Annotated in this window: 20 protein-coding genes; 10 read left to right on the forward strand and 10 right to left on the reverse strand. The window is 66.2% G+C overall.

Annotated features, from left to right (window positions below):
* Nucleotides 1–127: 127 nt before the first annotated feature.
* Nucleotides 128–1,003, forward strand: coding sequence for an alpha/beta hydrolase (locus GGR61_RS05135; protein ID WP_184620665.1), 876 nt, complete (start codon nt 128–130; stop codon nt 1,001–1,003).
* Between the two features lie 130 nt (nt 1,004–1,133).
* Here GGR61_RS05135 and GGR61_RS05140 read toward each other — a convergent pair whose 3' ends face one another.
* On the reverse strand, nt 1,134–1,832 hold the full coding sequence (locus tag GGR61_RS05140; protein ID WP_184409243.1) for a glutathione S-transferase: 699 nt from the start codon (nt 1,830–1,832) through the stop codon (nt 1,134–1,136).
* Nucleotides 1,833–2,011: 179 nt separating this feature from the next.
* Nucleotides 2,012–2,224, reverse strand: a complete 213-nt coding sequence (locus GGR61_RS05145; protein ID WP_184409242.1) for a cold-shock protein — start codon at nt 2,222–2,224, stop codon at nt 2,012–2,014.
* Between the two features lie 268 nt (nt 2,225–2,492).
* Between GGR61_RS05145 and GGR61_RS05150 the strand changes: the two genes are divergently transcribed.
* From GGR61_RS05150 to GGR61_RS05165, 4 genes are all read left to right on the forward strand, one after another.
* Nucleotides 2,493–2,969 (forward strand): YaiI/YqxD family protein, encoded by a 477-nt coding sequence (locus GGR61_RS05150; protein ID WP_184620666.1) that lies wholly within the window; start codon nt 2,493–2,495, stop codon nt 2,967–2,969.
* A gap of 55 nt (nt 2,970–3,024) precedes the next feature.
* A complete protein-coding gene (locus GGR61_RS05155; protein WP_184620667.1) occupies nt 3,025–3,573 on the forward strand; it encodes a YaeQ family protein in 549 nt (182 codons plus the stop codon).
* Nucleotides 3,570–4,751 (forward strand): NAD(P)/FAD-dependent oxidoreductase, encoded by a 1,182-nt coding sequence (locus tag GGR61_RS05160; protein ID WP_184409239.1) that lies wholly within the window; start codon nt 3,570–3,572, stop codon nt 4,749–4,751. The genes GGR61_RS05155 and GGR61_RS05160 overlap by 4 nt, the downstream gene beginning before the upstream one ends.
* Nucleotides 4,752–4,833: 82 nt before the next feature.
* Nucleotides 4,834–6,903 (forward strand): EAL domain-containing protein, encoded by a 2,070-nt coding sequence (locus GGR61_RS05165; protein WP_184620668.1) that lies wholly within the window; start codon nt 4,834–4,836, stop codon nt 6,901–6,903.
* 100 nt (nt 6,904–7,003) lie between these two features.
* Here the strand turns inward: GGR61_RS05165 and htpX are convergent, their stop codons facing one another.
* Nucleotides 7,004–7,882 carry a protease HtpX gene (htpX, locus tag GGR61_RS05170; protein ID WP_184620669.1) on the reverse strand — a complete coding sequence of 293 codons (879 nt, stop codon included), beginning with the start codon at nt 7,880–7,882 and terminating at the stop codon, nt 7,004–7,006.
* Between the two features lie 97 nt (nt 7,883–7,979).
* Between htpX and gluQRS the strand changes: the two genes are divergently transcribed.
* From gluQRS to phaR, 3 genes are all read left to right on the forward strand, one after another.
* A complete protein-coding gene (gene gluQRS, locus GGR61_RS05175; RefSeq protein ID WP_184620670.1) occupies nt 7,980–8,879 on the forward strand; it encodes a tRNA glutamyl-Q(34) synthetase GluQRS in 900 nt (299 codons plus the stop codon).
* Between the two features lie 85 nt (nt 8,880–8,964).
* Nucleotides 8,965–9,705 (forward strand): beta-ketoacyl-ACP reductase, encoded by a 741-nt coding sequence (locus GGR61_RS05180; RefSeq protein ID WP_184409235.1) that lies wholly within the window; start codon nt 8,965–8,967, stop codon nt 9,703–9,705.
* Nucleotides 9,706–9,864: 159 nt separating this feature from the next.
* A complete protein-coding gene (gene phaR / locus GGR61_RS05185) occupies nt 9,865–10,431 on the forward strand; it encodes a polyhydroxyalkanoate synthesis repressor PhaR (protein ID WP_184409234.1) in 567 nt (188 codons plus the stop codon).
* A gap of 46 nt (nt 10,432–10,477) precedes the next feature.
* Here the strand turns inward: phaR and GGR61_RS05190 are convergent, their stop codons facing one another.
* The 6 genes from GGR61_RS05190 to GGR61_RS05215 form a co-directional block, all read right to left on the reverse strand.
* Complete coding sequence (locus GGR61_RS05190; RefSeq protein WP_184620671.1) at nt 10,478–11,443, reverse strand: TraB/GumN family protein; 966 nt, start codon at nt 11,441–11,443, stop codon at nt 10,478–10,480.
* 31 nt (nt 11,444–11,474) lie between these two features.
* On the reverse strand, nt 11,475–12,410 hold the full coding sequence (locus GGR61_RS05195; RefSeq protein WP_184409232.1) for a DUF1684 domain-containing protein: 936 nt from the start codon (nt 12,408–12,410) through the stop codon (nt 11,475–11,477).
* The gene (gene mutL, locus GGR61_RS05200; RefSeq protein ID WP_184620672.1) at nt 12,410–14,278 is read right to left on the reverse strand and encodes a DNA mismatch repair endonuclease MutL; all 1,869 of its coding nucleotides are present in this window, start codon (nt 14,276–14,278) and stop codon (nt 12,410–12,412) included. The genes GGR61_RS05195 and mutL overlap by 1 nt, the downstream gene beginning before the upstream one ends.
* A gap of 138 nt (nt 14,279–14,416) precedes the next feature.
* Nucleotides 14,417–16,126, reverse strand: coding sequence for an N-acetylmuramoyl-L-alanine amidase (locus tag GGR61_RS05205; RefSeq protein ID WP_184409230.1), 1,710 nt, complete (start codon nt 16,124–16,126; stop codon nt 14,417–14,419).
* A 70-nt stretch (nt 16,127–16,196) separates the two neighbouring features.
* Complete coding sequence (tsaE, locus tag GGR61_RS05210; protein WP_184620673.1) at nt 16,197–16,697, reverse strand: tRNA (adenosine(37)-N6)-threonylcarbamoyltransferase complex ATPase subunit type 1 TsaE; 501 nt, start codon at nt 16,695–16,697, stop codon at nt 16,197–16,199.
* A complete protein-coding gene (locus GGR61_RS05215) occupies nt 16,694–18,181 on the reverse strand; it encodes an NAD(P)H-hydrate dehydratase (RefSeq protein WP_184620674.1) in 1,488 nt (495 codons plus the stop codon). The genes tsaE and GGR61_RS05215 overlap by 4 nt, the downstream gene beginning before the upstream one ends.
* A 24-nt stretch (nt 18,182–18,205) precedes the next feature.
* Here GGR61_RS05215 and queG point away from each other — a divergent pair, with 24 nt between their 5' ends.
* Together queG and xseA are read left to right on the forward strand one after the other, a co-directional pair.
* The gene (gene queG, locus GGR61_RS05220) at nt 18,206–19,282 is read left to right on the forward strand and encodes a tRNA epoxyqueuosine(34) reductase QueG (protein ID WP_184620675.1); all 1,077 of its coding nucleotides are present in this window, start codon (nt 18,206–18,208) and stop codon (nt 19,280–19,282) included.
* Nucleotides 19,283–19,336: 54 nt separating this feature from the next.
* A complete protein-coding gene (gene xseA, locus GGR61_RS05225) occupies nt 19,337–20,674 on the forward strand; it encodes an exodeoxyribonuclease VII large subunit (RefSeq protein WP_184620676.1) in 1,338 nt (445 codons plus the stop codon).
* Nucleotides 20,675–20,987: 313 nt separating this feature from the next.
* Here xseA and GGR61_RS05230 read toward each other — a convergent pair whose 3' ends face one another.
* On the reverse strand, nt 20,988–22,235 hold the full coding sequence (locus GGR61_RS05230; RefSeq protein ID WP_184620677.1) for an AcvB/VirJ family lysyl-phosphatidylglycerol hydrolase: 1,248 nt from the start codon (nt 22,233–22,235) through the stop codon (nt 20,988–20,990).
* Between the last annotated feature and the right edge of the window lie 213 nt (nt 22,236–22,448).

Below are 22,448 nucleotides of genomic sequence, written 5' to 3' on the forward strand. Positions count from 1 at the left end.
CGGCCGCATCTGCAGTGGCGCCCGCACCGTATCCTTACTCGTTTTGCGCTGCCAAGCAGGCGCGTCCTGCACACCGTGGCGACGTACAAGCCGTTATCACTCCCTGCCCTCCGACCCGACATCGCCTATGCCCTCGCGCGTCTCTCGCTGGTTTCGTCCCGCCATTGTGCTACTCGGCTCGCTGACGCTGAGCGCCTGCAGCAGCGTGTTCTTCGGCGGCATCAATGCCGCGTCCAGCCGCGACGGCATGGTCGAACACCGCAACCAGGTCTTCGACCCGGCGCATGGGCTGGCGCTGGACGTGTATCAGCCACGTGGCGCGGTGAATGCGCCGGTCGTGGTGTTCTTCTATGGCGGCACCTGGAAGCACGGAACGCGCAGCAACTATCGCTGGGTCGGACGCGCGCTTGCCCGCCAGGGCGTGGTGGCGATGGTGGCGGACTATCGCAAGTTTCCGCAGGTCGGCCTGCAGGGCTTCATGTCCGACGCCGCCAGCGCCACCGCCTGGAGCTATCGGCATGCGCACACTTATGGCGGCGACCCCGGGCGACTGGCAGTGATGGGGCACTCGGCCGGCGCGCATATCGCGGCGCTGTTGGGCACCGACGCGCGCTGGTTGCAACGGCAGGACATGAAGCCACGCCAGCTTTGCGGCGTGGTGGGATTGGCCGGTCCGTACGACTTTCTGCCGATAGACGACCCGGAACTGATCGAAATCTTCGGCCAGGCGCCGGACGCGCAGCGGCAATCGCAGCCGGTGCACTACGTCGGCGGCGATGAGCCGCCGATGCTGCTGCTGCACGGCGACGCCGACCGCGTGGTCGAACTGCAGAACAGCATCTCGCTGCAGCATGCCTTGCAACGCAAGGGCGGCACGGCCGAGTTGAAGGTCTACCCGGGCATGGGCCATCTCGGCATCGTGCTGGCGCTGCGCAAATCGCCCGAGCGCTCGCCGGTGCTGCGCGACACGCTGCAGTTTCTGCGGCAGTGCCGGGCGCCTTAATGGCTGGGTGATGCAGTGCCGGGATTAGAGTGTCTGGATTGGGGAGTCGCCAATACAACGCTCAATGCCGGCGGCAGGTGGAGCGACCTGCGCCGGACTCGGCCTCACCCGCGCTCACCCGCCGCCGGCATCACGCGGCCGGTTTGCTACCCAACAGCTCGAACGGGCCACCCTTCTTCAGCGCCGCCTGGTATGCAGGGCGCGCCTGGATTTTCTCCAGGAAGCCGCGCAGACGCGGGTAGCTCTCCAACCCGCCTCCTCGCGCCGCCGCAGCCTGCACCGGAAAGCTCATCTGGATATCGGCAGCGGTAAAGCGCTCTCCGGCAAACCACTCGCGCGCCTGCAGCGACTGTTCCATCCAGTCCAGGTGCAGCTTGAGTTGCGGACCGACAAAACTCGACATCGCCTTGTCCACGATTGCGCGGGCAATGGGCTTGGCGAAGAACGGCATCGGCGCACTGCGGATGCGCCCGAAGATCAGCGTCATCAACAACGGCGGCATCGCCGAGCCCTCGGCATAGTGCATCCAGTAACGGAACTGCAAACGCTCGGGCGACTCCAACGGACGCGGCGGTGGCGACAGCGCGCATTCGGTGTCGTAGCGCTCGGTCAGGTAGTCCAGGATCGCGCCCGACTCGGCCACGGTCAGTTCGCCATCGACAATGACAGGAGATTTACCGAGCGGGTGGATGGCACGCAACGCGGCCGGCGCCAGCATGGTCTTGGGATCGCGCTCATGGCGCACCAGCTGGTAAGGCAATGCCAACTCTTCGAGCAGCCACAGCACGCGCTGGGAACGGGAATTGTTGAGATGGTGAACAGTGATCATGGCAGGGCTGCGCGCGTAAAGCGCTTATCCTACCTATTCAAGCGGCGATGCCGCACGCGCTTGCGACCGACACACCTCCACTTACGCCGACACCCACGGGTGGAAAAAATCCCACCCAATGAAAAAGGCCGGTCGCTTGCGCGACCGGCCTTTTTGGCAACCTTAAGGTTGCAGACGGATTAGACCGCCTGCACCTGGTCAGCCTGCATGCCCTTCTGGCCCTGCACGGCGACGAAGGTGACCTTCTGGCCTTCCTGCAGCGACTTGAAGCCGGTGCCCTGGATGGCACGGAAGTGCACAAACAGGTCCGGGCCGCTTTCCGGGGTGATGAAGCCGAAGCCCTTGGCATCGTTGAACCACTTCACGGTACCGGTCTGGCGTATTTCTGACATTTTACAAACTCCTGAACTATAGATGGATAAATCGCAGCGTCCGAAAAGCCGGAGCTGAGACTGAGTTGCAGGCGTTGGTAAAGCGGAACGATGAAGCGAGATCTGTAACGATCCGGCTGCACCAGGCCACGATTCACGGTGACCCTTGCAAACACAGTGCGTGCACAGTACTCGTGTTTTCACCAAAAAGCGACACCTAACGTCAAATCTTTTGCTGTCGGGCCGATTCCGACGGTCTGTCAGGCTCTTTCCCAGTCACAATTGCTGCATGAATAGGCCTCAAGACCAAACGCGACCGCAGATCTGGGTGGATGCCGATGCCTGCCCCACCGTCATCCGCGACATCCTTTTCCGTGCAGCTGCGCGCACCGGGGTCGCGGTGACACTGGTCGCCAACCACCATTTGCAGGCACCGGCCCTGCCGCACGTGCGCAATGTGCAGGTTCCCGGTGGACCGGACGTGGCCGACGATGCGATTGCCGAGCGGGTCGCCGCCGGCGACCTGGTCGTGACCCAGGACATCCCGCTGGCCGCGCGCGTGTTGCAAGCAGGCGCTAGCGCGGTCAGCCCGCGCGGCGAACCATTCACCAGCAACAGCATCAACGAGCGCCTGTCGGTGCGCAGTTTTCTGGAAGAGCTGCGCGGCGCAGGCGTTGCCACTGGCGGGCCGCCGGCTCTGCATGCACGCGACCGTCAGGCCTTCGCCGCCCAACTCGACCGCTGGCTGGCCCTGCAGTCCATGTAACTGACTGCGTGTGGACGGGGGCGTATCATAAGCGCCCTTTGCAATCGGCATCCTGATGGCTCTTACCGCCACCGTCCGCAGGGCGGAACTTCAGATCAGCGACATGGACCGCGGCTATTACGCCAACCATTCGCTGACTCTGGCCCAGCACCCCTCCGAAACCGACGAGCGCCTGATGGTGCGGCTGCTCGCGTTCGCGCTGTTTGCCGACGACCGCCTGGAATTCGGCCGCGGCCTCAGCAACGAGGACGAGCCCGACCTGTGGCGACGCGACTACACCGGCGACCCGGATCTGTGGATCGACCTCGGCCAGCCCGACGAGAGCCGCGTGCGCAAGGCCTGCAACCGCTCGCGCGAGGCGGTGGTCATCGGCTACGGCGGCCAGGCCACCGAAACCTGGTGGAAGAAGCAGGCCAATGCACTCGGCCGCCAGCGCAACCTGCGCGTGATCGAGCTCGACGCTCAGGCCACCGAGGCGCTGGGCGCGCTGATCCAGCGCGGCATGCGCTTCGATGTGATCATCCAGGACGGCGAGGTCCAGATGCTGGCCGACCAGGGCAACGTGACCCTGACTCCGATGGTGCGGCAAGCGCCGGCCGAATGAACACGCGTTGCGACGTGCTGGTCGTCGGCGCCGGCGCGGCAGGCCTGATGAGCGCCCTGACCGCCGGCCGGCGCGGCCGCCAGGTGCTGGTGATCGACCACGCCAACAAGGTCGGCAAGAAGATCCTGATGTCCGGCGGAGGGCGCTGCAACTTCACCAACACCGGCACCACGCCGGGCAACTTCCTGTCGGCCAACCGGCACTTCTGCAAGTCCGCCCTCGCCCGCTACAGCCCGGCCGATTTCGTGGAGATGGTCGAGCGCCACGGCATCGCCTATCACGAGAAAGAGCTGGGCCAGCTGTTCTGCGACATCTCGTCCAAGCAGATCGTGCGCATGTTGCTGGACGAATGCGACGCGGCGGGCGTGCAGATCCGCACCGACTGCAAGGTGCAATCGGTACAGCGCGGCAGCGACGGCTTCGCCGTGGAGACCAGCCAGGGACACGTGCAGGCGCAGTCACTGATCGTGGCGAGCGGCGGGCTGTCGATTCCGAGCATGGGCGCGAGCGGCTTCGGCTATACGCTGGCCCAGCAGTTCGGCCACACGCTGTTGCCGACGCGCGCCGGGCTGGTGCCGCTCACGCTGAGCGGCAAGCACCAGGAGCGGCTGCAGGATCTGTCCGGACTGGCGTTGCCGGTTGAGGCCAGCTGCAACGGGGTCAGCTTCCGCAACTTCATGCTGCTGACCCATCGCGGGGTCAGTGGCCCGGCGATTTTGCAGATTTCGTCGTACTGGCAACCGGGCGACGACCTGCGCCTGGATCTGCTGCCCGGCCACGATGCGACCGCTTGGTTGCGCGAACAGAAAACCCAACGCGGCGCCACCGAGTTGCGCAACGTGCTGGCCGATGTGCTGCCGCGTCGCCTTGCGCAGCGCCTGTGCGAGGTGTGGCTGCCGGACAAGCCGGTGCGCCAGCTGGACCCACCGCAATTGCAGAGCGCGGCCGAACTGCTCGGCGCCTTCTCGCTGATCGCCAGCGGAACCGAAGGCTACCGAACGGCTGAAGTAACCCTTGGCGGGGTCGATACTAACCAGGTCTCAAGTGCGACCATGGAGTCGCGTCTGGTGGCCGGGCTGTACTTCGTGGGCGAGGTACTGGATGTGACCGGATGGTTGGGCGGCTATAACTTCCAGTGGGCGTGGGCGTCCGGACATGCCGCCGGAAGCGTCGCCTAGTCTCCACCGTACATGCGTCCAATCCACTCTGGACGCAACCGGCTTTTAGTCGTTACAAAACGCAGTCTCCAGGAAGTAGCGCATGCAAAAAAGCAAAGATCTCACCCTCCGCTTGATGATCGTCGACGACAGTGTCGAAGGCGCGGAGGCGATCGTGACCGCGTTGCGCAACGGCGGCATTGCAGTGCGTCCGTCACGACCGCAAACACCAGAAGAACTGGTCGGCATGCTCTCCGGCCAGATCGACCTGGCCCTGCACGGACAGGCGCTGCAGATTCCGATGCCGGTGCTGCAGCAGCATATCGCCGGCAGCGGCAAGGACATCCCGATCATCCTGCTGGCCGAGCGGCTCGAAGAGAACGCGTTGATCGAAGCCGCTGCGCACGGCATCCGCGCGATCGCGCTGCGCCATCGCCCAGAACACCTGCTGGCGCTGGTGCGCTCGGAATGGGCCGACCTGCGTGCGCGGCGCGGATTGCGCCGCATCGAGGCACAGATGCGCGAGACCGAGCGCCGTTGCGACGCCTTGATCGCCTCCTCGCGCGACCCGATCGCCTACGTGCACGAAGGCATGCATATCCGTGCCAACGAGGCGTACCTGGAGATGTTCGGCTTCGAGTCGTTCGACGATGTCGAGGGCGTGTCGCTGCTGGACATGATCGCCGCGCAGTACGTCGACGATTTCAAGCAATTGCTCAAGTCCATGTCCAAGGGCGAGCCGCCACCGGCCCAGTACAAGGTGGATGCGCGCCGGCTGGAAGGCGACACCTTCCCGGCGACGCTGGAATTCGCCACGGCCACCTACGAAGGCGAGCCTTGCATCCAGGTGGTGTTCCGACGCCGCGAAGAGTTCGACCCGGAACTGGCGCGCGAGGTCGAAGACCTGCGTCAGCGTGACCAGGTCACTGGCCTGCTTAACCGACCCACCTTCATGGTGGCGCTGGAACAGGCGGTGGCACGGGCCGGTCGTAGCGAGGGCCAGTCCGGCTTTTTGCTGATCGAGCCGGATCATTACGCGCGCATCCTGCCCGAGATCGGACTGGATTCGGCCGACACCTTGATTGCTGCCCTGGCCACCCACTTGGCCAGCGTGCTGGATGCCAGCGTCGTTGCCGCCCGTTTCGGCGAGCACAGCTTTGCGCTGTTGATGGATGGCAATTACGCGCGTACGCATGCGTTGGCAGAGTTGCTGCGCGATGCCTTTGCCCAGCACGTCTTCAGCATCGGCGTGCGCTCGGCAACGGTCACGGTGAGTATTGGCGGGGTGCAGATCGGCGAAAAGATCGCCAGCATCGGCCAGGTGCTCAACCGCGGCACCGAGGCGGTGCGCACCATCACCGAACTCGGCGGCAACGCGATCAGCATCTACGACCCGGCCGCAGCCGACCGTGCCGAGGAAGAGCGTATCGAGCGCTGGGTGGAGCAATTACGCGAAGCGCTAGCGGGCGATGGTTTCGTGCTGCATTACCAGCCGGTGCTCAATCTGCAGGGCGAGCCGCTGGAGTTGTATCAGGCGTTCCTGCGCCTGGAACGCAACGGCGAGATGATGTCGCCGAACGCTTTCATGGCCATTGCCGAAGAGCACGACCTGATCACCGAGATCGATCGCTGGGTGGTCGCGCGCGCGATCCGCCAGCTGGGCGAGCGGCAACGCGCCGGGCACACGACCCACTTGCTGGTGCGGATCGGGCCCAACTCGTTCTCCGACCCGCAGATGATCGATACCATCCGCGAGCAGTTGGCGGTGTACGGCGTGCCTGGCGAACGGCTATGGCTGCAGACGCCCGAATCGAAGGTGTTCACGCATCTGCGCAATGCCCAGCAGTTCCTGGCGGCGGTGTCGGCGATGGGCTGCAAGGTCGGGCTGGAACAATTCGGCTCGGGCCTGGACTCGTTCCAGTTGCTGGCGCATTTCCAGCCGGCGTTCCTCAAGCTCGATCGCGGCATCACCGGCGAGGCTGGCTCGGCCCGCGAGAGCCAGGAAAAGATCCGCGAAATCACCTCACGCGCGCAGCCGGCCGGCATTCTGACCGTGGCCGAATTCGTGGCCGATGCGCAGTCGATGAGCAGTTTCTTCAGTGCCGGGGTGGACTATGTGCAGGGCGACTTCGTCGCGCCGACCGGCTTGGCGATGAACTACGAGTTCGGCTGAGGCCGCACTGGCAGGCAGTGAAGACCGGATGGAGTGAGCAACAAAAAACCCGCACGCAGCGGGTTTTTTGTTGCGATCGCGCATCGAGCAGGCAGCCGACTTACATCGCAGCACCGTTGCCCGCACGCAGCGCGGCGATACGCTCGGGCAACGGTGGGTGGCTCAGAAACAGCCGGCGCAAACCATCGCCCACACCACCTGAAATCCCGAAGGCCTGCACCTGCGAAGGCAAGGTGTTCTGGCCGTAATTGAGAGACAGCCGCTCCAGCGCCGCGATCATCTTGCTGCGCCCAGCCAGGTGCGCGCCACCGGCATCGGCGCGGAATTCGCGGTGACGCGAGAACCACATCGCGATCATCGTCGCAAACAGGCCGAACACCATCTCCAGCACGAACACGATGACGTAGTACGCGAAGCCGCGCCCGCCCTCACGGTTGCCCGACAGCGCGGCATCGATCACCCCGCCGACCACGCGCGCCAGCACGATGACGAAGGTATTGAGCACGCCCTGCAGCAACGCCATGGTCACCATGTCGCCATTGGCAATGTGCGCGACCTCGTGGCCCAGCACCGCCTCGGCCTCGTCCTGGCTCATGTTCTGCAGCAAACCGGTGGAGACCGCCACCAGTGCGTTGTTGCGGTTGGCACCGGTAGCGAAGGCGTTGATCTCCGGGCCCTCGTAGACCGCCACTTCCGGCATGCCGATACCGGCGGCCTGGGCCTGACGACGCACGGTGTCCAGCAGCCAGCGCTCGGTCGGCGTGCGTGGCTCGGTAATCACCTGCGCGCCGGTGCTGCGCTTGGCCAGGAACTTGGACAGCAGCAGCGAAATGAGCGAGCCGCCGAAACCGAAGATGGCGGCCATCACCAACAGGCCGGTCATCTGCGCGGGATTGACGCCCAGCACCGACATGACGACGCTGGCGAGCATCAACACCGCAAAGTTGGTCAACAGAAACAGGAAAATGCGGTTGAACATGGCGCACTGGCTCCACTGATGTGCAATCAACTGCAACGGATTTGCGGCCGTTGGCGCTTGAAATCAAGCAAGCACCTGACCGACGATTCAGTTGCCCATGCCATCGCCCACCTACCGCGGCCGCTTCGCGCCCTCCCCCACCGGCCCCCTGCACTTCGGCTCCCTGCTGGCAGCCTTCGGCAGCTGGCTGCTTGCCCGGCATGCCGGCGGGCAGTGGTGCGTGCGCATCGAGGATATCGACCCGCCCCGCGCCGAAGCGGGCGCCTCCGACCATCAACTGCGCACCCTGGCCGCATTCGGGCTGACCTCGGACCTTCCGGTCATCCGGCAGTCCGATCGGCACGCGCACTACACCGCCGCGCTCACCCAGCTGCTGGACGCAGGGCTGGCCTTCGAATGCAGTTGCAGCCGTGCCGACCTGGCAGGCATGGGCGGCATCCACCACGCCTGCGTGGCACCGCTCAGCGCCCGTCGCGCGGTGCGCCTGCGGGTGTCGCCACAGGCGCCGGTCGGCTTCGACGACGGGCTGCAAGGCCGCGTGGTGCAGGACGTCTACGCGCAGGTGGGCGACGTGGTGCTGCGCCGCGCCGATGGCTACTGGGCGTACCAGCTGGCGGTGGTGGTGGACGACGCCGCGCAGGCCGTCACCGATGTGGTGCGCGGCGCCGACCTGCTCGACTCCACGCCACGCCAGCTGGTGCTGCAGCGTGCGCTGGGCCTGCCGCAGCCGCACTACCTGCACCTGCCGCTGATCCTGGATGAGGAGGGCCGCAAGCTGTCCAAGTCGCACGCTGCGCCTGCGCTGGACCCTGCCGACCCGCTGCCGGCGCTGCACGCGGCCTGGGCCGCACTGGGCCAGCTGCCAGCCGCGCTGCCACGGCACGCCGGCATCGACACGGTGCTGCAGCATGCCGTGCAGCATTTTTCGCCCCAGCGGCTGCCGCGCAGGCACAGTCAGGACGCGAGCGGACGCGCATCACAGCGCGCGCGTGACTAGAATTGCCTCCCAGAACCGGCATCCGGGACGGCGCGTGCGCCAGCGCCCGGCGTGCTCCCAGGCTTTCTTTCGATTTGGAGTCGTCATGACATCTCGCGTCGCATTGGTCACCGGCGGCACCGGCGGTATCGGCACCGCCATCTGCAAGCGTCTGGCCGACCAGGGTCATCGGGTCGCCAGCAACTTCCGCAGCGAAGAAAAAGCGCAGGCGTGGCAGCAGCGCATGCAGGCGCAGGGCTATGAATTCGCCTTGTTTCGTGGCGATGTGGCCTCGTCGGACCATGCGCGCGCGCTGGTCGACGACGTCGAAGCCTCGCTGGGGCCGATCGAAGTGCTGGTCAACAACGCCGGCATCACCCGCGACACCACCTTCCACCGCATGACCGCCGAGCAGTGGCACGAGGTCATCAACACCAACCTCAATTCGGTGTTCAACGTCACCCGCCCGGTGATCGAAGGCATGCGCAAGCGCGGCTGGGGCCGGGTGATCCAGATCAGCTCCATCAACGGGCTCAAGGGGCAGTACGGCCAGGCCAACTACGCCGCAGCCAAGGCCGGCATGCATGGCTTCACCATTTCCCTGGCGCGCGAAAATGCAGCGTTCGGGGTGACCGTCAATACGGTCTCGCCCGGTTACGTGGCCACCGACATGGTGATGGCGGTGCCGGAGGAAGTCCGCGCCAAGATCGTCGCCGACATCCCCACCGGCCGGCTGGGGCGGCCGGAAGAGATCGCCTATGCGGTGGCGTTTCTGGTCGCCGAAGAGGCCGCCTGGATCACCGGCTCCAATCTGGATATCAACGGCGGCCATCACATGGGATGGTAGCGTTTGCTGCAACTTTGCATCGCAGCATGAAATTTCCTTAAAAATCATGCTGCGCAGCATTTTTTTGATGTCTGCTTAAGAAAATAAGGCCTTCTGGCTGTTGCAAGGGCTGCTGCGGTGCGCCATCCTGCGCGCACTATCGTTGTGAGTGAACGCTCCATGGCCGGACTTCGCATCATCAAGAAGTACCCCAACCGCCGTCTCTATGACACGGAAATTTCCAGCTACATCACCATCGAAGACGTGCGGCAACTGATCATCGACGGCGAAGAATTCGAAGTGCGCGACGCCAAGAGTGGCGAAGACCTCAGTCGCGCGGTGCTGCTCCAGATCATTGCCGACCGCGAACAGGACGGCGAGCCGATGCTGTCGACCCAGTTGCTGAGTCAGATCATCCGCTTCTACGGCGACTCGCTGCAGGGCTTCATGGGCAACTACCTGGAGCGCAGCATGCAGGTGTTCCTGGACCAGCAGCAACAGTTCCGCCAGCAGATGGGCAACCTGCTCGGGCAGACCCCCTGGGCGATGATGAACCAGCTGACCGAGCGCAACCTGGAGCTGTGGCAGGAATTCCAGCGCAATTTCGGTGCCGGCTTCGGACGTCCGGGCGGCCCCGGTACGCCACCGACCCCGCCGGGTTCGGGCGGCATGGGCAGCGGCCCGATGGGCACCGGCACGCATGGAACCTCTGGCAGCACCACCGGAAAGGCCCGCAATCGCGGATGAGCGACCGCTGCGCCCGGAGCGTGACGCGCTTCGGGCATGGCAGACCTCAGCGGCGGGCCGGTTTCTCGCAGGCCGAGCAGATACGCTCCACGTGGTAACCACGTGCACGCAGGCGCTCCACCACACCATCGCGCCCCAATAGATGCAGCGCACCGACCACCACCAGCGTGGTCCCGCTGCCCTTGCCGAGCCGTTGCTCAAGACGTGGAACCCAGCGCGCATTGCGCTCGACGTTGATGTCCTGATACAGCGCCGGATAGTGTCGCCGCATGTCCTCGGCCATCTGCGTGGACAGCGTCTGCACATCGCCGTTGCGCCACGCCGCATGCAGTTGGCGGAGCTGATCGCCGGCATCGGCCTCGTCCAGCGACTCTTCCAGCAGCTGATGCTGCTCGGTCGGCGACATGCCATCGAGCAAGGCGATCTGCTCGTCGGCACGCTCCAGCCCATCGGCCGGCTTGCCCCGGGCCTGTGCCTGATCCATCAGGTAATGGTCCAGCCCTGCGTTCGGATCCATGCCCTGCCGGCTCATCTGCGCCAGGCTGATGGTCAACGCCACAAACCAGGGTTCAAGCGGCTGCAGGTGGTCGATCGACATGCCGTATTTGCGCGCATACCTCGTCAAGGCCTGCCAGGTCTTCGCATCCAGCACGTCCTGCAGCCGGCGTCCGTCGGTGCGTCGCGCCGCCTGCAGCATGCGGCTGCCCAGTTCCGGCGACTGCGCGTCGGCTGGCGGCAATTCGAACACCAGCCGATCTGCCTTGGCGAAGGCCTGCATCACCTCCGGCGACAGCGGGTAATCACTGGGCTTGAGCAGATGGAACGAGCCGAGCAGATAGACCGTGCCACCCTTGCCATCGACCTTCCACAACAGCGGCACCGGCGGTCCGATGCCCGCGTCGCCGGCGCCACGTGCCCAGGCTGGCGCACTCGCCCCGCTCCATAACACCACGGCGATCAGTGCGCCGCTGCACCAGGTGGCAAAACGGGCGCGCCTCGTTGCATTCACCATGTCGGTTCTCAACCGTGTCGGTCCGGTCACGTCAGTGCGGCGCCTTGTAGGCTTTTTCGCCTGCGGTCACTGCCAGATCGATGCGGTTTTCCGGCGGCGGCAATGGGCAGGTCGCAAAAGGGGTGAACGCGCACGGTGGGTTGTAGGCGCGATTGAAATCGACCACCACCTGCCCCGCTGCATCGGCCACATCCAGGTCGAGAAAGCGCCCAGCAGGATAGCTGCCATGCCCGCTGGTGCGATCGGCGAAGACCACGAACATCGGCTGCCCCGGTGCGCCGATGGTTTCCAGCCGATACGACTTGCCGTCGCGCTCGAATACGATCGCTCCGGCATTGGCCTGCTCGCTGCTGATGCCGACGATGTCCACGATCGGAATGGTCTTTCCGACCGCGTTAGGCACATAGCGCGCCGTGATGCGCCAGGATGGATCGGCCGGCCAGTACTCCAGGCCGGCAAAGCGAGTCCGCGATGGCGCGTCGGCATGCTTGACCCGCAGCGCGTCACGATCGCCACGATGAATCAGGCTCAGCACACCGTTGCCGTCATCGAAACGGATGAAGGTCGGTTGCGGGTCGAGATCGGAGTGGAAACGGATCCTGCCGGTCAGCGGTTTGCCATCGACGGTCAGCGCAGCGCCACGCTCGGGCACGAACCACACCACGCCACCCTCGCTGGACACCATCCCCATCTTCGGCGGACCGACCGCCAGCCTGATGCCGCTATCGGCACTGCTGCCGATGTAATGCGCCTTCAACGACAACCAGTGCAGGCCGACCAGGCTGGTCCAGCCATCGGGCGCACGCAGTTCTTGCAGACGGCCATCGCGCCAGGCGGTGTTGTCGGCCAGGAATGTCTTGTCCGGCACGACCGGCGCGGCAGGCGGCGGCGCGTCGCGTCCGCACCCGGCCAGCGCCGTTGCCACCAGCATGCCAAGCAGCCACCACCGTTCCCTGCGCACGGCCATCAACGTCCCCTCAGGAACCAACGATCGATGTCGCTCAGCGTAAACCGTGCCCAGGTCGGCCGGCCATGGTTGCATTGACCCGAACGCTCGGTGATTTCCATATCGCGCAGCAACGCGTTCATTTCCGGCACGGTGAGGCGGCGATTTGCGCGCACCGCACCGTGACAGGCCATGGTGGAAAGCAGTTCGTCGCGCGCACTGGCGATGCGGCGGCTCTGGCCATGCTCGTGCAGATCGCCGAGCACATCGCGCAACAGCGCCTCCGGTTCGGCATTGGCGAGCAGCGCGGGAATGCTGCGCACATGCAGCGATTGCGGACCGGCGCGGGTGATCTCGAAGCCCAGGCTGGCCAGCGTGTCGGCTTCGCGCTCGGCGGTGTCGGCCTCGCGCTCGCCCACTGCCAGCGTCATCGGCACCAACAGCGGTTGCGCGTGCAGACCGATGCTGTCGTGCGCGTTCTTGAGCCGTTCGTAGCCGATCCGTTCGTGTGCGGCGTGCATGTCCACCACGATCAGGCCTTCGGCGTTCTCGGCCAGGATGTAGATGCCGTGCAATTGCGCGACCGCGTAGCCGAGCGGCGGCACACCACTGTCTGCAGCGGTCTGCGGCAGGCCGGTGCCGGAACCGTTGGGCATCGCTGTGGACTGCTGCTGCGCATCGCTGGACGAGGGCGCGTATAGCGCGCTGTAGGCGGCACGCGCTTCATCCACGCGCAGGCCCAGCGGGGTCTGCGATGGTGTCCAGGCTGCATAACCGCTCGCACCGCCTGCATGACCCCTTGCGGCGCCGTAGCCCGGGCTGTTGTTGCCCATGCCGATCTGCGGCGCTGTCGCATATCCCGCGCTTTCACTGCCAATGGCGTTCGGCGTCGCGCCGGCACGCGTGTGCGCCAGCGCGTCCTGCAAGGTGCGGTACACGAAGTCGTGGATCAGCCGCGCCTCACGGAAGCGCACCTCGTGCTTGGCCGGATGGACGTTGACGTCCACGCGCGCCGGGTCCAGTTCCAGAAACAGCACGTAGGCCGGCTGACGACCATGGAACAGCACATCGCCATAGGCCATCTTGACCGCATGCGCGACGCTGCGATCGCGCACCGAGCGGCCATTGACGTAGAGATACTGCTGGTCGGTGCTGGCGCGCGAATAATGCGGCTGCGCGACCCAGCCATGCAGACGCAGACCGGCGCCGCTGTGATCCACGCGCAAGGCCTGCCGCGCGAAGTCCTCGCCCAGCGTTTCGCCCAGTCGCGCATCCGAATACAGATCCCCCGGCTTGTAGCGACGCGAGGGTTTGCCGTTGTGCGAAACCCGCAACTCCACATCCGGCCGCGCCAGCGCCAACGAACGCAGCCACTCTTCGATATGCCCGAGTTCGGTGCGCTCGGCACGCAGGAACTTGCGCCGCGCCGGCACATTGAAGAACAACTCGCGTACTTCGACGGTGGTGCCGGGCGCGTGCGCACGTGGCATCACCTCGCCCAGGCGCCCGCCTTCGATCTCCAGCGCGGAGCCATGCTCGGCATCGTGGCGACGCGAGATCAGGGTGAAGCGGCTGACCGAAGCGATCGACGGCAGGGCTTCGCCACGAAAACCGAGCGTGGCGACGGTCTCCAGATCGTCCAGCGACGCGATCTTGCTGGTGGCATGCCGCGACACTGCCAGTGGCAATTCGTCCGGGGTGATGCCGCCACCGTTGTCGCGGATGCGGATCAGCCGCACGCCGCCTTCTTCCAGCTCGATATCCACGCGCGTGGCGCCGGCATCGAGTGCATTTTCGACCAGTTCCTTGACCACGGAAGCGGGCCGCTCGACGACTTCGCCGGCGGCAATCTGGTTGATCAGAATCTCGGGCAGCTGGCGGATCGCCATCAGCGCAGGCTCGCGCGGTGGACGCACAACATGCGACAGAGCGAGGGTGTAACAGGCAAGACAGACGTCGGCACGGCAATCCGGCGGCGCGCGAGCGCCGTCATCCAGGGAATCAATACGGAATGATAGCCGAGCGGCTTAGCGGCTGCCGCCGGCCACGGTGCCGGCGGCAGCATCGGCTTCGGCCTGCGCACGCGCGGCAAACAAGGTGCCCGGCGGCGGCTGGCGGGTGAAGAAGGTATCGATGCCATCCAGCACCGCCGAGGCGATCTTGCGCTGGTAGGCCGGATCGATCAGACGGCGTTCTTCATCCGGATTGGAGATAAACGCCGTTTCCACCAGCATCGCCGGCATGTCGGAGGTACGCAGCACCGCGAAGTTGGCGCGTTCCAGCTGCGGCTTGTGATTGTTGCCGATCCGCTTGAGGCCGCCGAGCACATGCCCTGCCGCGTCTTCGGACGCCTTCATGTGGCCGCTCTGCGCCAGATCGAGCAGCACATTGGCCAGCGTGCTTTCGGTCTGCTGCAAACGCACGCCGCCGACCAGGTCGGCGGCATTTTCCTTGTCGGCCAACCAACGTGCGCGCTGCGAGGAGGCGCCCTTGGTCGACAGCACATAGACCGACGAGCCGGTCGCGCTGCGATTCTCGGCTGCGTCGGCGTGGATGGAGATGAAGATATCGGCCTTGGCGGCGCGTGCCTTCTGCGCACGCATCGGCAGCGGAATGAACACGTCGCTGTCGCGGGTCAGGTAGGCCTTCATGCCGGGTGTGGCGTTGATCTGGCGCGCCAGCTCACGACCGACCGCCAGGGTCACGTCCTTTTCGCGCTTGCCGGTGGGGCCCATGGCGCCCGGATCCTGGCCGCCGTGACCGGGATCGATCGCCACGATCAGCGGCCGCATGCCAGCTGCCATCTTGACCCGCGCAGCCTCGCTGGGCAGCACCGGACGCGGCGGAATGTCGTCATCGTCCGCAGCGGCGATGTTTCCGGACGCGGTCGTCGGCGCAGCGGCGATCGGGGTTCCGTACGCAGCGCGAGACGGCGCATTGCCGCCATTCAAGATGGCCGCGGGCGATGCGGCATTGCCCGCCATCGCGGTGCCTGCCGAGGCGTTAGCCGTGGAGACGGTGACGCGATTCGGCGTGTTGCCGGCGGTGCTTGCCGGTGCGGCCGTGCTGGTCGTCACCGCAGTGGTCGCGGTACCCGGACGCGGTGTCGGCACGCCGGTGGCGACCGTGGTCGGCACCGCTGCCGGCGTGACGCTGGGCATTGCCGATGCGGGCACGTAAGGCGGTGGGGTCGGTGCAGGCGGCGCTGCGGATGCACGTTGCGCGGAAGCGGCCAGCGCGGCAGTGGCGCGCGCCGCTTCGGCTTGCGCATCCACCGGACGCGGTGCGGGCATCGCAGGTGCCATCGTGGTGGTGGCGATGCCATTGGAGGCGGGCGTCGGGTCGCCCGGCCACTCGATCACCAAGGTCGAGGCGCTACCCAGCGTCTGCATCTGCGGCTTCAGCGGCGTGACCGGCGTTGCCAACTCGAAGACCACCCGGAAGGTGCCGGGGACCGGTTGACCGGTACGCACCGATGTCACCAGACCAGCGGCAGCCGGCAGCTTGAGCCCACGCATCCCCGACGAATCGGGAAAATCCACCACCAATCGGTTGGGATTGGCGAGCGACAGTGTCTTGAAACCACCGCTGCCGGCGAGTTGAATTTCCGCACGCGTCCCGGTGGCACCGGTACTGACGCCAACGCCCTTGATTTCCCCGGCCCATGCAGCAAAAACCGCCAGGCTCAAGCTGGCGGTCAGGGCGGAAACACAAACTTGGCGGATCCCCGGTGTCATGGCGCTGGATTCAATCATCCAACAGCGTGAATTGCAAGGCAATTTCCCTTAATAATCCATAACCTGGCGTTCATTCCTCCTGTTGGCTCGCAAAAAGGGATCGCAACTGAGGCAGGCGCGACATGCGCGTCAGCCAGTCGCGGCCGGTGTCGCTGCGTCCCAGCAGTTGTACGCTGCGGCCATCGCCTTCGACGGCCAGTTCGATGTCCAGATCCGCCGGCGGCAGTGCGCCTGCGCCGCGTTCCGGCCATTCGACCAACCACAGGCTCGCGCTGCCTTCGTCCAGGCCGAGAAAATCCAGCTCGCCAGCGTGGCCGATGCGGTACAGGTCCAGATGCCAGGCTTCATCGCCGGTGCTGAGCGGATAACGCTCGACCAAGGTGTAGGTGGGGCTACGAATCGGCCCGGTGACCCCGAGTGCGCGCAACAGCGCGCGCGCCAGCGTGGATTTGCCCGCACCCAGATCACCGTGCAGTTGCACGACCGCACTGCCAGGCCGCACTGCAGCCAACGCCTGGCCGAGGGTTTCAGTGGCCTGCGCGTCGGCCAGGTGTGCGGCGAGTTGATTCATGCAATGGCTCCGGCGTTGGCGAGGCGACGTAATTCGGGCAGTAAATCGGTCGGCAGCAGGCCGCGCTCGCCCTCGCGCGCAGCCGCATCGCCGGCGCAGCCATGCAACAACGCGCCGAGGCTGGCGGCATCGAAGGGCGACCAGCCCTGCGCCAGCAGGGCCGCGATCACCCCTGTCAGCAGATCGCCCATACCGCCGACCGCCATGCCCGGATTGCCGGCGCCGATGATCCGCGGCAGCGCGTGCGGCGCAGCGACAACGCTGCCGGCGCCCTTCAGGACGACTACCGCGTCGAAGCGCTTGGCTAATGCATCTGCGGCGGCCAGGCGATCGCGCTGGACCTGTGCGGTGGACAGACCAAGCAGACGAGCGGCCTCGCCGGGGTGCGGAGTCAGGACGCGCGGGCCGCGCGTCGGCAGCGCGTTGGCGGCCAGCAGATTCAGGCCATCGGCATCGATGACAACGGCGGTGTCCGACGCCAACACGGCGCGCCACACCCCTTCCGCCCAGGCATCCTGCCCCAGGCCCGGCCCCAGTGCGACCACGTCGGCCTTATCGGCCCATGCAGTGATGTCGTCGTCGGCCTGCACCGCGCGCACCATCGCTTCCGGGCAGCGCGCCAGCAGCGGCGCCACGTGTTCGGCGCGGGTGGCGACCTGCACCAACCCTGCCCCGCTGCGCAACGCGGCTTCCGCGGCGAGCATGATTGCGCCGCCGCTGCCGACATTGCCACCGACACACAGCACACGCCCGGATTCGCCTTTATGCGTATTGCGCCGACGCGGGCGCAGCTGCGCGGCCAGGGCGTCGATGTCCCACCGCTGCGCAGCCGGCGCAAGCCCATCGAATGCGGCATCGGGGACATCCAGCGATGCGAGTGCGAGCGTGCCTGCATGCTCCAGCGCATCGCCGGTAGACAAGCCGACATGCGCCACGATGAACTGCAAGGTGGCGTCGGCACGTATCGCGGCGCCGAATGCCACACCGTGATCGGCATCGATCCCGCTGGGCACGTCCAGCGCGAACACCGGAACGCCGGCCGCATTGATGGCCTCGATCAGCCCGGAGGTCTCGCTATCCGGTGCGCGGTTGAGACCGATACCGAACAGCGCATCGACAATGACATCGGCCTGCGCCAGCGGATCCGGAAACAGCGCGATCGTCCCGCCTACAGCCAGATAATCGGTACAGGCGCGCTGCGCCAGGTCCGAGCCCGGGCCATGCTCGGGCAGATGCACCACGCGCACCTGACGCCCGGCCCGCTGCGCCAGGCGCGCCAGCACGTAGCCATCGCCACCGTTGTTACCAGTGCCGCAGACCACCACGATGCGGCGCGCCTGCGGCCAGCGTTGCAACAGGTCATGCCAGGCGGCCTGCCCGGCGCGTTGCATCAGGGTGTAGCCATCGCCACCGAGCAGCGTGGTGGCCTGCGCATCGAGCCTGCGCGCGGCGGCGGTGTCGTAAAGATCGAGCGGTGCATACATGCCGGGAATTCTATACTTGTCGCCATGTCTGCCGTTTCCGTCCGACCCGACCCCACCGACCCCACCGACGCCGCCGCGCGCATCCGTGCGCTTGCGCGCGAGGCCGGCTTTCAACGCTGCGGCATCACCGGCATCGAGCTGGGCGAGGACGAGGCGCATCTGCGCAGCTGGCTGGAAGAAGGTCTGTACGGAACCATGCACTGGATGGCCCAGCACGGCGACAAGCGTTCGCGCCCGCAGGAGCTGGTGCCCGGCACCTTGCGCGTGCTGTCGGTAGGCATGGATTACGGCCGCAAGGACGACAACGAAGCCTGGAACACCTTGCACGATGGTCGTCGCGCTTATGTGGCGCGGTATGCACTGGGGCGCGACTACCACAAGCTGATGCGCAACCGGCTGCAGAAACTGGCCGAGCGTATCCAGGGCGAGATCGGCGCATTCGGCTATCGGGTGTTCGTCGATTCCGCGCCGGTGCTGGAGCGCGCATTGGCGCGCAATGCCGGGTTGGGCTGGATCGGCAAACACACCTGCCTGATCGATCGCAATGGCGGCTCGTGGTTCTTTCTGGGCGAGATCTATCTTGATCTGCCGCTGCCCATCGACACTCCGGCCACCGCGCATTGCGGCAGCTGCACGCGCTGCATCGACATCTGCCCGACCCAGGCCATCATCGCCCCGTACCGGCTGGACGCACGTCGCTGCATCGCCTATCTCACCATCGAACACGAGGGTGCGATTCCCGAACAGATGCGCAAGCCGATCGGCAACCGCATCTTCGGCTGCGACGACTGCCAGTTGATCTGCCCCTGGAACAAGTTCGCCCAGCGCACCGACGAAGCCGACTTCCGCGCCCGCAACGACCTGGACGTGGCCACACTGCCGCAGCTGTTCGCCTGGGACCAGGACGAGTTCCTGCGCCGCACCGAAGGCAGCCCGATCCGTCGCAGCGGCCATCAGCGGTGGTTGCGCAATATCGCAGTGGGCCTGGGCAATGCGCCCGGCACGCCGGACGTCTTGGCGGCACTGGAAGCACGTCGCCACGATGCATCGGAGCTGGTGCGCGAGCATGTGGGCTGGGCGCTGGCGCAACACGGCCTGTGAGTTCCCGACCGATGCGCTCACGCACGCGCATCGCCGCTGCGGGATAATGCGGCGATGGCAGACCGCAACGAACAGATCCTCACCCCCAGCCAGCTCAACACGCTGGCGCGCGACCTGCTGGAGGGCAGTTTTCCGTTGGTCTGGGTGGAAGCGGAGTTGAGCAGTGTCACCCGCCCGTCCTCGGGCCACCTGTACTTCACGCTCAAGGACGCCCGCGCGCAGATCCGTTGCGCGATGTTCAAGCCCAAGAGCACCTGGCTGAAGTTCCAGCCGCGCGAAGGCTTGCGCGTGCTCGCGCGCGGACGCCTCACCCTGTATGAGGCACGCGGCGACTACCAGCTGGTGCTCGATCACATGGAAGAGGCCGGCGAAGGCGCCCTGCGTCGCGCCTTTGACGAACTGCGGGCGCGCCTGGCCGCCGAAGGGCTGTTCGATAGCGAACGCAAGCAGCCGTTACCGGCGCATGTGCGCCGCCTGGCCGTGATCACTTCGCCCAGCGGTGCGGCGGTGCGTGACGTGCTCAGTGTCCTGGCACGCCGCTTTCCGTTGCTGGAGGTGGACCTGCTGCCGTCGTTGGTGCAAGGCGACAGCGCAGCCGCGCAGATCACCTCGCTGCTGCAGCGTGCCGATGCATCCGGGCGCTACGACGTCATCCTGCTCACGCGCGGTGGCGGCTCGCTGGAAGATCTTTGGGCATTCAACGACGAGCGGCTGGCCCGCGCGATTGCCGCCGCGCAGACGCCGGTGGTGTCGGCAGTCGGGCACGAGACCGACGTCAGCCTCAGCGATTTCGTCGCCGACGTGCGTGCGCCCACGCCGTCGGTGGCAGCGGAACTGCTGGTGCCCGATCAGCGCGAGCTGGTCGCGCGCGTGCAGCGCGCGCATGCACGCATTGCCCAGCTGCAACAACACAGCTTGGGCAACGCGATGCAGCGCGCCGACCGGCTCGCCTTGCGCCTGCGTGCGCATCGCCCGCAGGCGCGGCTGCAGCTGCTGCACCGTCGTCAGGAAGATGCCGCCCGCCAGTTGCGTGCGCGCATGACCCAGGTGCTGGAGCGGCTGCAGGCACGCGTGCAGCGTGGGCAGGGCCAGCTGCAGGCGCATAACCCGCAGCGCAACCTGGCCAACTTTCAGCAGCGACTACGCGCACTGCATCCGCAGGCAGCGATGCAGCGGCGCCTGCAGCATGACCAGCTGCGTCTGCGCAGCGTGGCGCGCTCGCTGGAAGCGGTCAGCCCGCTGGCCACGGTGGCGCGTGGTTATGCCATCGTCACCCGCCCCGGCGATGGATGCGTGGTGCGCAGCGCCACCGATGTGGTGGCAGGCGAGCGCCTGCACGCGCAGCTGGCCGAAGGCAGCATCGACGTGCGAGTCGAACCAAGCGACGACTGACGGCGACGAATCACGTCTACACGGGTTTGCTGCGGACTACCGGACAAGAACACACCTGCGCGTTGCCGCGATGACAGCGGCACCGTATCGGGTCGCCATCGCCGCCACGCAGCTGTATCGGTGATCGACTTTGCGTTGTTCCCGCTGTATCGCAGTGAGAACTCCGACTGCGGCCGCCCGACGATCGCCGCGTGGCGTGACAGATGGCGCGCCGACGCTCCATTCAACGCCTCGCCCAGGCGGCCCGCCCGGGCGAGGGTTCAACAGACCGCGCGCACCGCTCAAGGTGCGTCAAAGGTGCATCACACGCGCTTTAGCCGTGACTGGGCGTCTGCGCCGCACGTTCCCAGCCCTGCATCAGCAGGCCTGCCAACGCCACTGGATCATGGTCGAAATGATGCCCGCCAGGACGCACTACCACCTCCACGCCACGCACACGTAGCTCCGGGCACAGCGTGTCTTTCTCCTGATCGCCATAGATGCATTGCAGACGATGCGGATCCAGCGACTGGATCGCCGGCTCCACGTCGCGCTCGGCATCGTTATGCCAGCCCAGCCAGCCACCGACGCGGACCTTGAAATCCGCCTCGTGGCCGAGGCCGAGCAAGCTCACGAACTGCACCGATGCGCGCTGTCGCGGTGACAGGTCCGGGTAGGCAAACGGCAGCACATCGGCACCGAACGAGTAGCCGACCAGCGCCACATGATGGATGTGCCAACGCTGCTGGTAGGTTGCGATCACCCGATCCAGATCCGCACCGACCTGCTGCGGCGTGCGGCTGGCCCAGAAGTAGCGCAGGCTGTTCCAGCCCACCACCGACACGCCCTGCTGCTGCAATTGCGCGGCAATGCCTTTATCCAGTTCACGCCAGCCACCATCACCGGACAGCATCACCACCAGCCGGTCGCTGCCCGGCGCGTGCAATTCGACCAGCGGTAGATCGCCCAAGCCTTCCGCCTGCGCTGCCAGGAAGTGGTCCCGGGTGGCGGCGGCGATCTGCATCGGGCTGGCATCGTCGACCAGATCATCGAGGAAGCCCTGATTGGCGTCGTGCACGTCGCGCGAGCAGGCCAGCCCGGGATCGTTGGTACCCGCATCGGCGACGACGGCACCACCCAGCACGTCGGGCGCCGCCGACGCCAACGCCTGGCGTGCCAGCACCGCACCATCGCCCTGCCCCACCAGCACCGGCGGCATGAACGCATCCACATGCTCGGCCCGCAGCAGCTTCTTGCCGAGCCGCTCGGCGTCGTCGGCCAGCGAACTGCACGCGGCGTGGTGGGAACGCACACGTTCGCGATACCTCGCGGTATCGACCACCGCCACCAACGCACCGTCGTTGCTGAGCATCTCGGCAAGCCGCTGGCCATCCTGGGCATGGCCGCTGTCGGGCAACAACACGACCATCGCCTTGGGCACGCCTTCCGGGCGAATCACCTCCACCGAACGATAATGCCCGGCGGTATTGCCGTCCTGCATATGCCGCGCCACCGCGTAGCCGCTGCCGCCAATGAGCAGCGCCGCCATCACCCAACGAAACATCTTGATCCCCAAGCCCATCGCGGCAGTCCTGTCAGAAGCGCACAAGCTTAGACCTGCGCACCCTCACCCGGTTCGGCCGCCTGTCAGCACGTGTTCGCTGCGGTTAAGCCTGCCGGCGCCGGTGGATCGGACCAGGCAGGTCCATGCGCGGCACATCGCAGGCAACATCGCTCAAGGCGCCGCACGCTGCCGACCGAACAGGCGCGGGCATTCACTGACTGACCAGCATTG

The sequence above is a fragment of the Xanthomonas sp. 3058 genome (genome assembly GCF_014199765.1).
In the GTDB taxonomy this organism is placed as follows: domain Bacteria; phylum Pseudomonadota; class Gammaproteobacteria; order Xanthomonadales; family Xanthomonadaceae; genus Xanthomonas; species Xanthomonas campestris_B.

Coding starts and splice junctions, on each gene's coding strand:
- GGR61_RS05135 (WP_184620665.1), top strand. CDS start 128: ATGCCCTCGCGCGTCTCTCGCTGGTTTCGTCCCGCCATTGTGCTACTC.
- GGR61_RS05140 (WP_184409243.1), bottom strand. CDS start 1,832: ATGATCACTGTTCACCATCTCAACAATTCCCGTTCCCAGCGCGTGCTG.
- GGR61_RS05145 (WP_184409242.1), bottom strand. CDS start 2,224: ATGTCAGAAATACGCCAGACCGGTACCGTGAAGTGGTTCAACGATGCC.
- GGR61_RS05150 (WP_184620666.1), top strand. CDS start 2,493: ATGAATAGGCCTCAAGACCAAACGCGACCGCAGATCTGGGTGGATGCC.
- GGR61_RS05155 (WP_184620667.1), top strand. CDS start 3,025: ATGGCTCTTACCGCCACCGTCCGCAGGGCGGAACTTCAGATCAGCGAC.
- GGR61_RS05160 (WP_184409239.1), top strand. CDS start 3,570: ATGAACACGCGTTGCGACGTGCTGGTCGTCGGCGCCGGCGCGGCAGGC.
- GGR61_RS05165 (WP_184620668.1), top strand. CDS start 4,834: ATGCAAAAAAGCAAAGATCTCACCCTCCGCTTGATGATCGTCGACGAC.
- htpX (WP_184620669.1), bottom strand. CDS start 7,882: ATGTTCAACCGCATTTTCCTGTTTCTGTTGACCAACTTTGCGGTGTTG.
- gluQRS (WP_184620670.1), top strand. CDS start 7,980: ATGCCATCGCCCACCTACCGCGGCCGCTTCGCGCCCTCCCCCACCGGC.
- GGR61_RS05180 (WP_184409235.1), top strand. CDS start 8,965: ATGACATCTCGCGTCGCATTGGTCACCGGCGGCACCGGCGGTATCGGC.
- phaR (WP_184409234.1), top strand. CDS start 9,865: ATGGCCGGACTTCGCATCATCAAGAAGTACCCCAACCGCCGTCTCTAT.
- GGR61_RS05190 (WP_184620671.1), bottom strand. CDS start 11,443: ATGGTGAATGCAACGAGGCGCGCCCGTTTTGCCACCTGGTGCAGCGGC.
- GGR61_RS05195 (WP_184409232.1), bottom strand. CDS start 12,410: ATGGCCGTGCGCAGGGAACGGTGGTGGCTGCTTGGCATGCTGGTGGCA.
- mutL (WP_184620672.1), bottom strand. CDS start 14,278: ATGGCGATCCGCCAGCTGCCCGAGATTCTGATCAACCAGATTGCCGCC.
- GGR61_RS05205 (WP_184409230.1), bottom strand. CDS start 16,126: ATGACACCGGGGATCCGCCAAGTTTGTGTTTCCGCCCTGACCGCCAGC.
- tsaE (WP_184620673.1), bottom strand. CDS start 16,697: ATGAATCAACTCGCCGCACACCTGGCCGACGCGCAGGCCACTGAAACC.
- GGR61_RS05215 (WP_184620674.1), bottom strand. CDS start 18,181: ATGTATGCACCGCTCGATCTTTACGACACCGCCGCCGCGCGCAGGCTC.
- queG (WP_184620675.1), top strand. CDS start 18,206: ATGTCTGCCGTTTCCGTCCGACCCGACCCCACCGACCCCACCGACGCC.
- xseA (WP_184620676.1), top strand. CDS start 19,337: ATGGCAGACCGCAACGAACAGATCCTCACCCCCAGCCAGCTCAACACG.
- GGR61_RS05230 (WP_184620677.1), bottom strand. CDS start 22,235: ATGGGCTTGGGGATCAAGATGTTTCGTTGGGTGATGGCGGCGCTGCTC.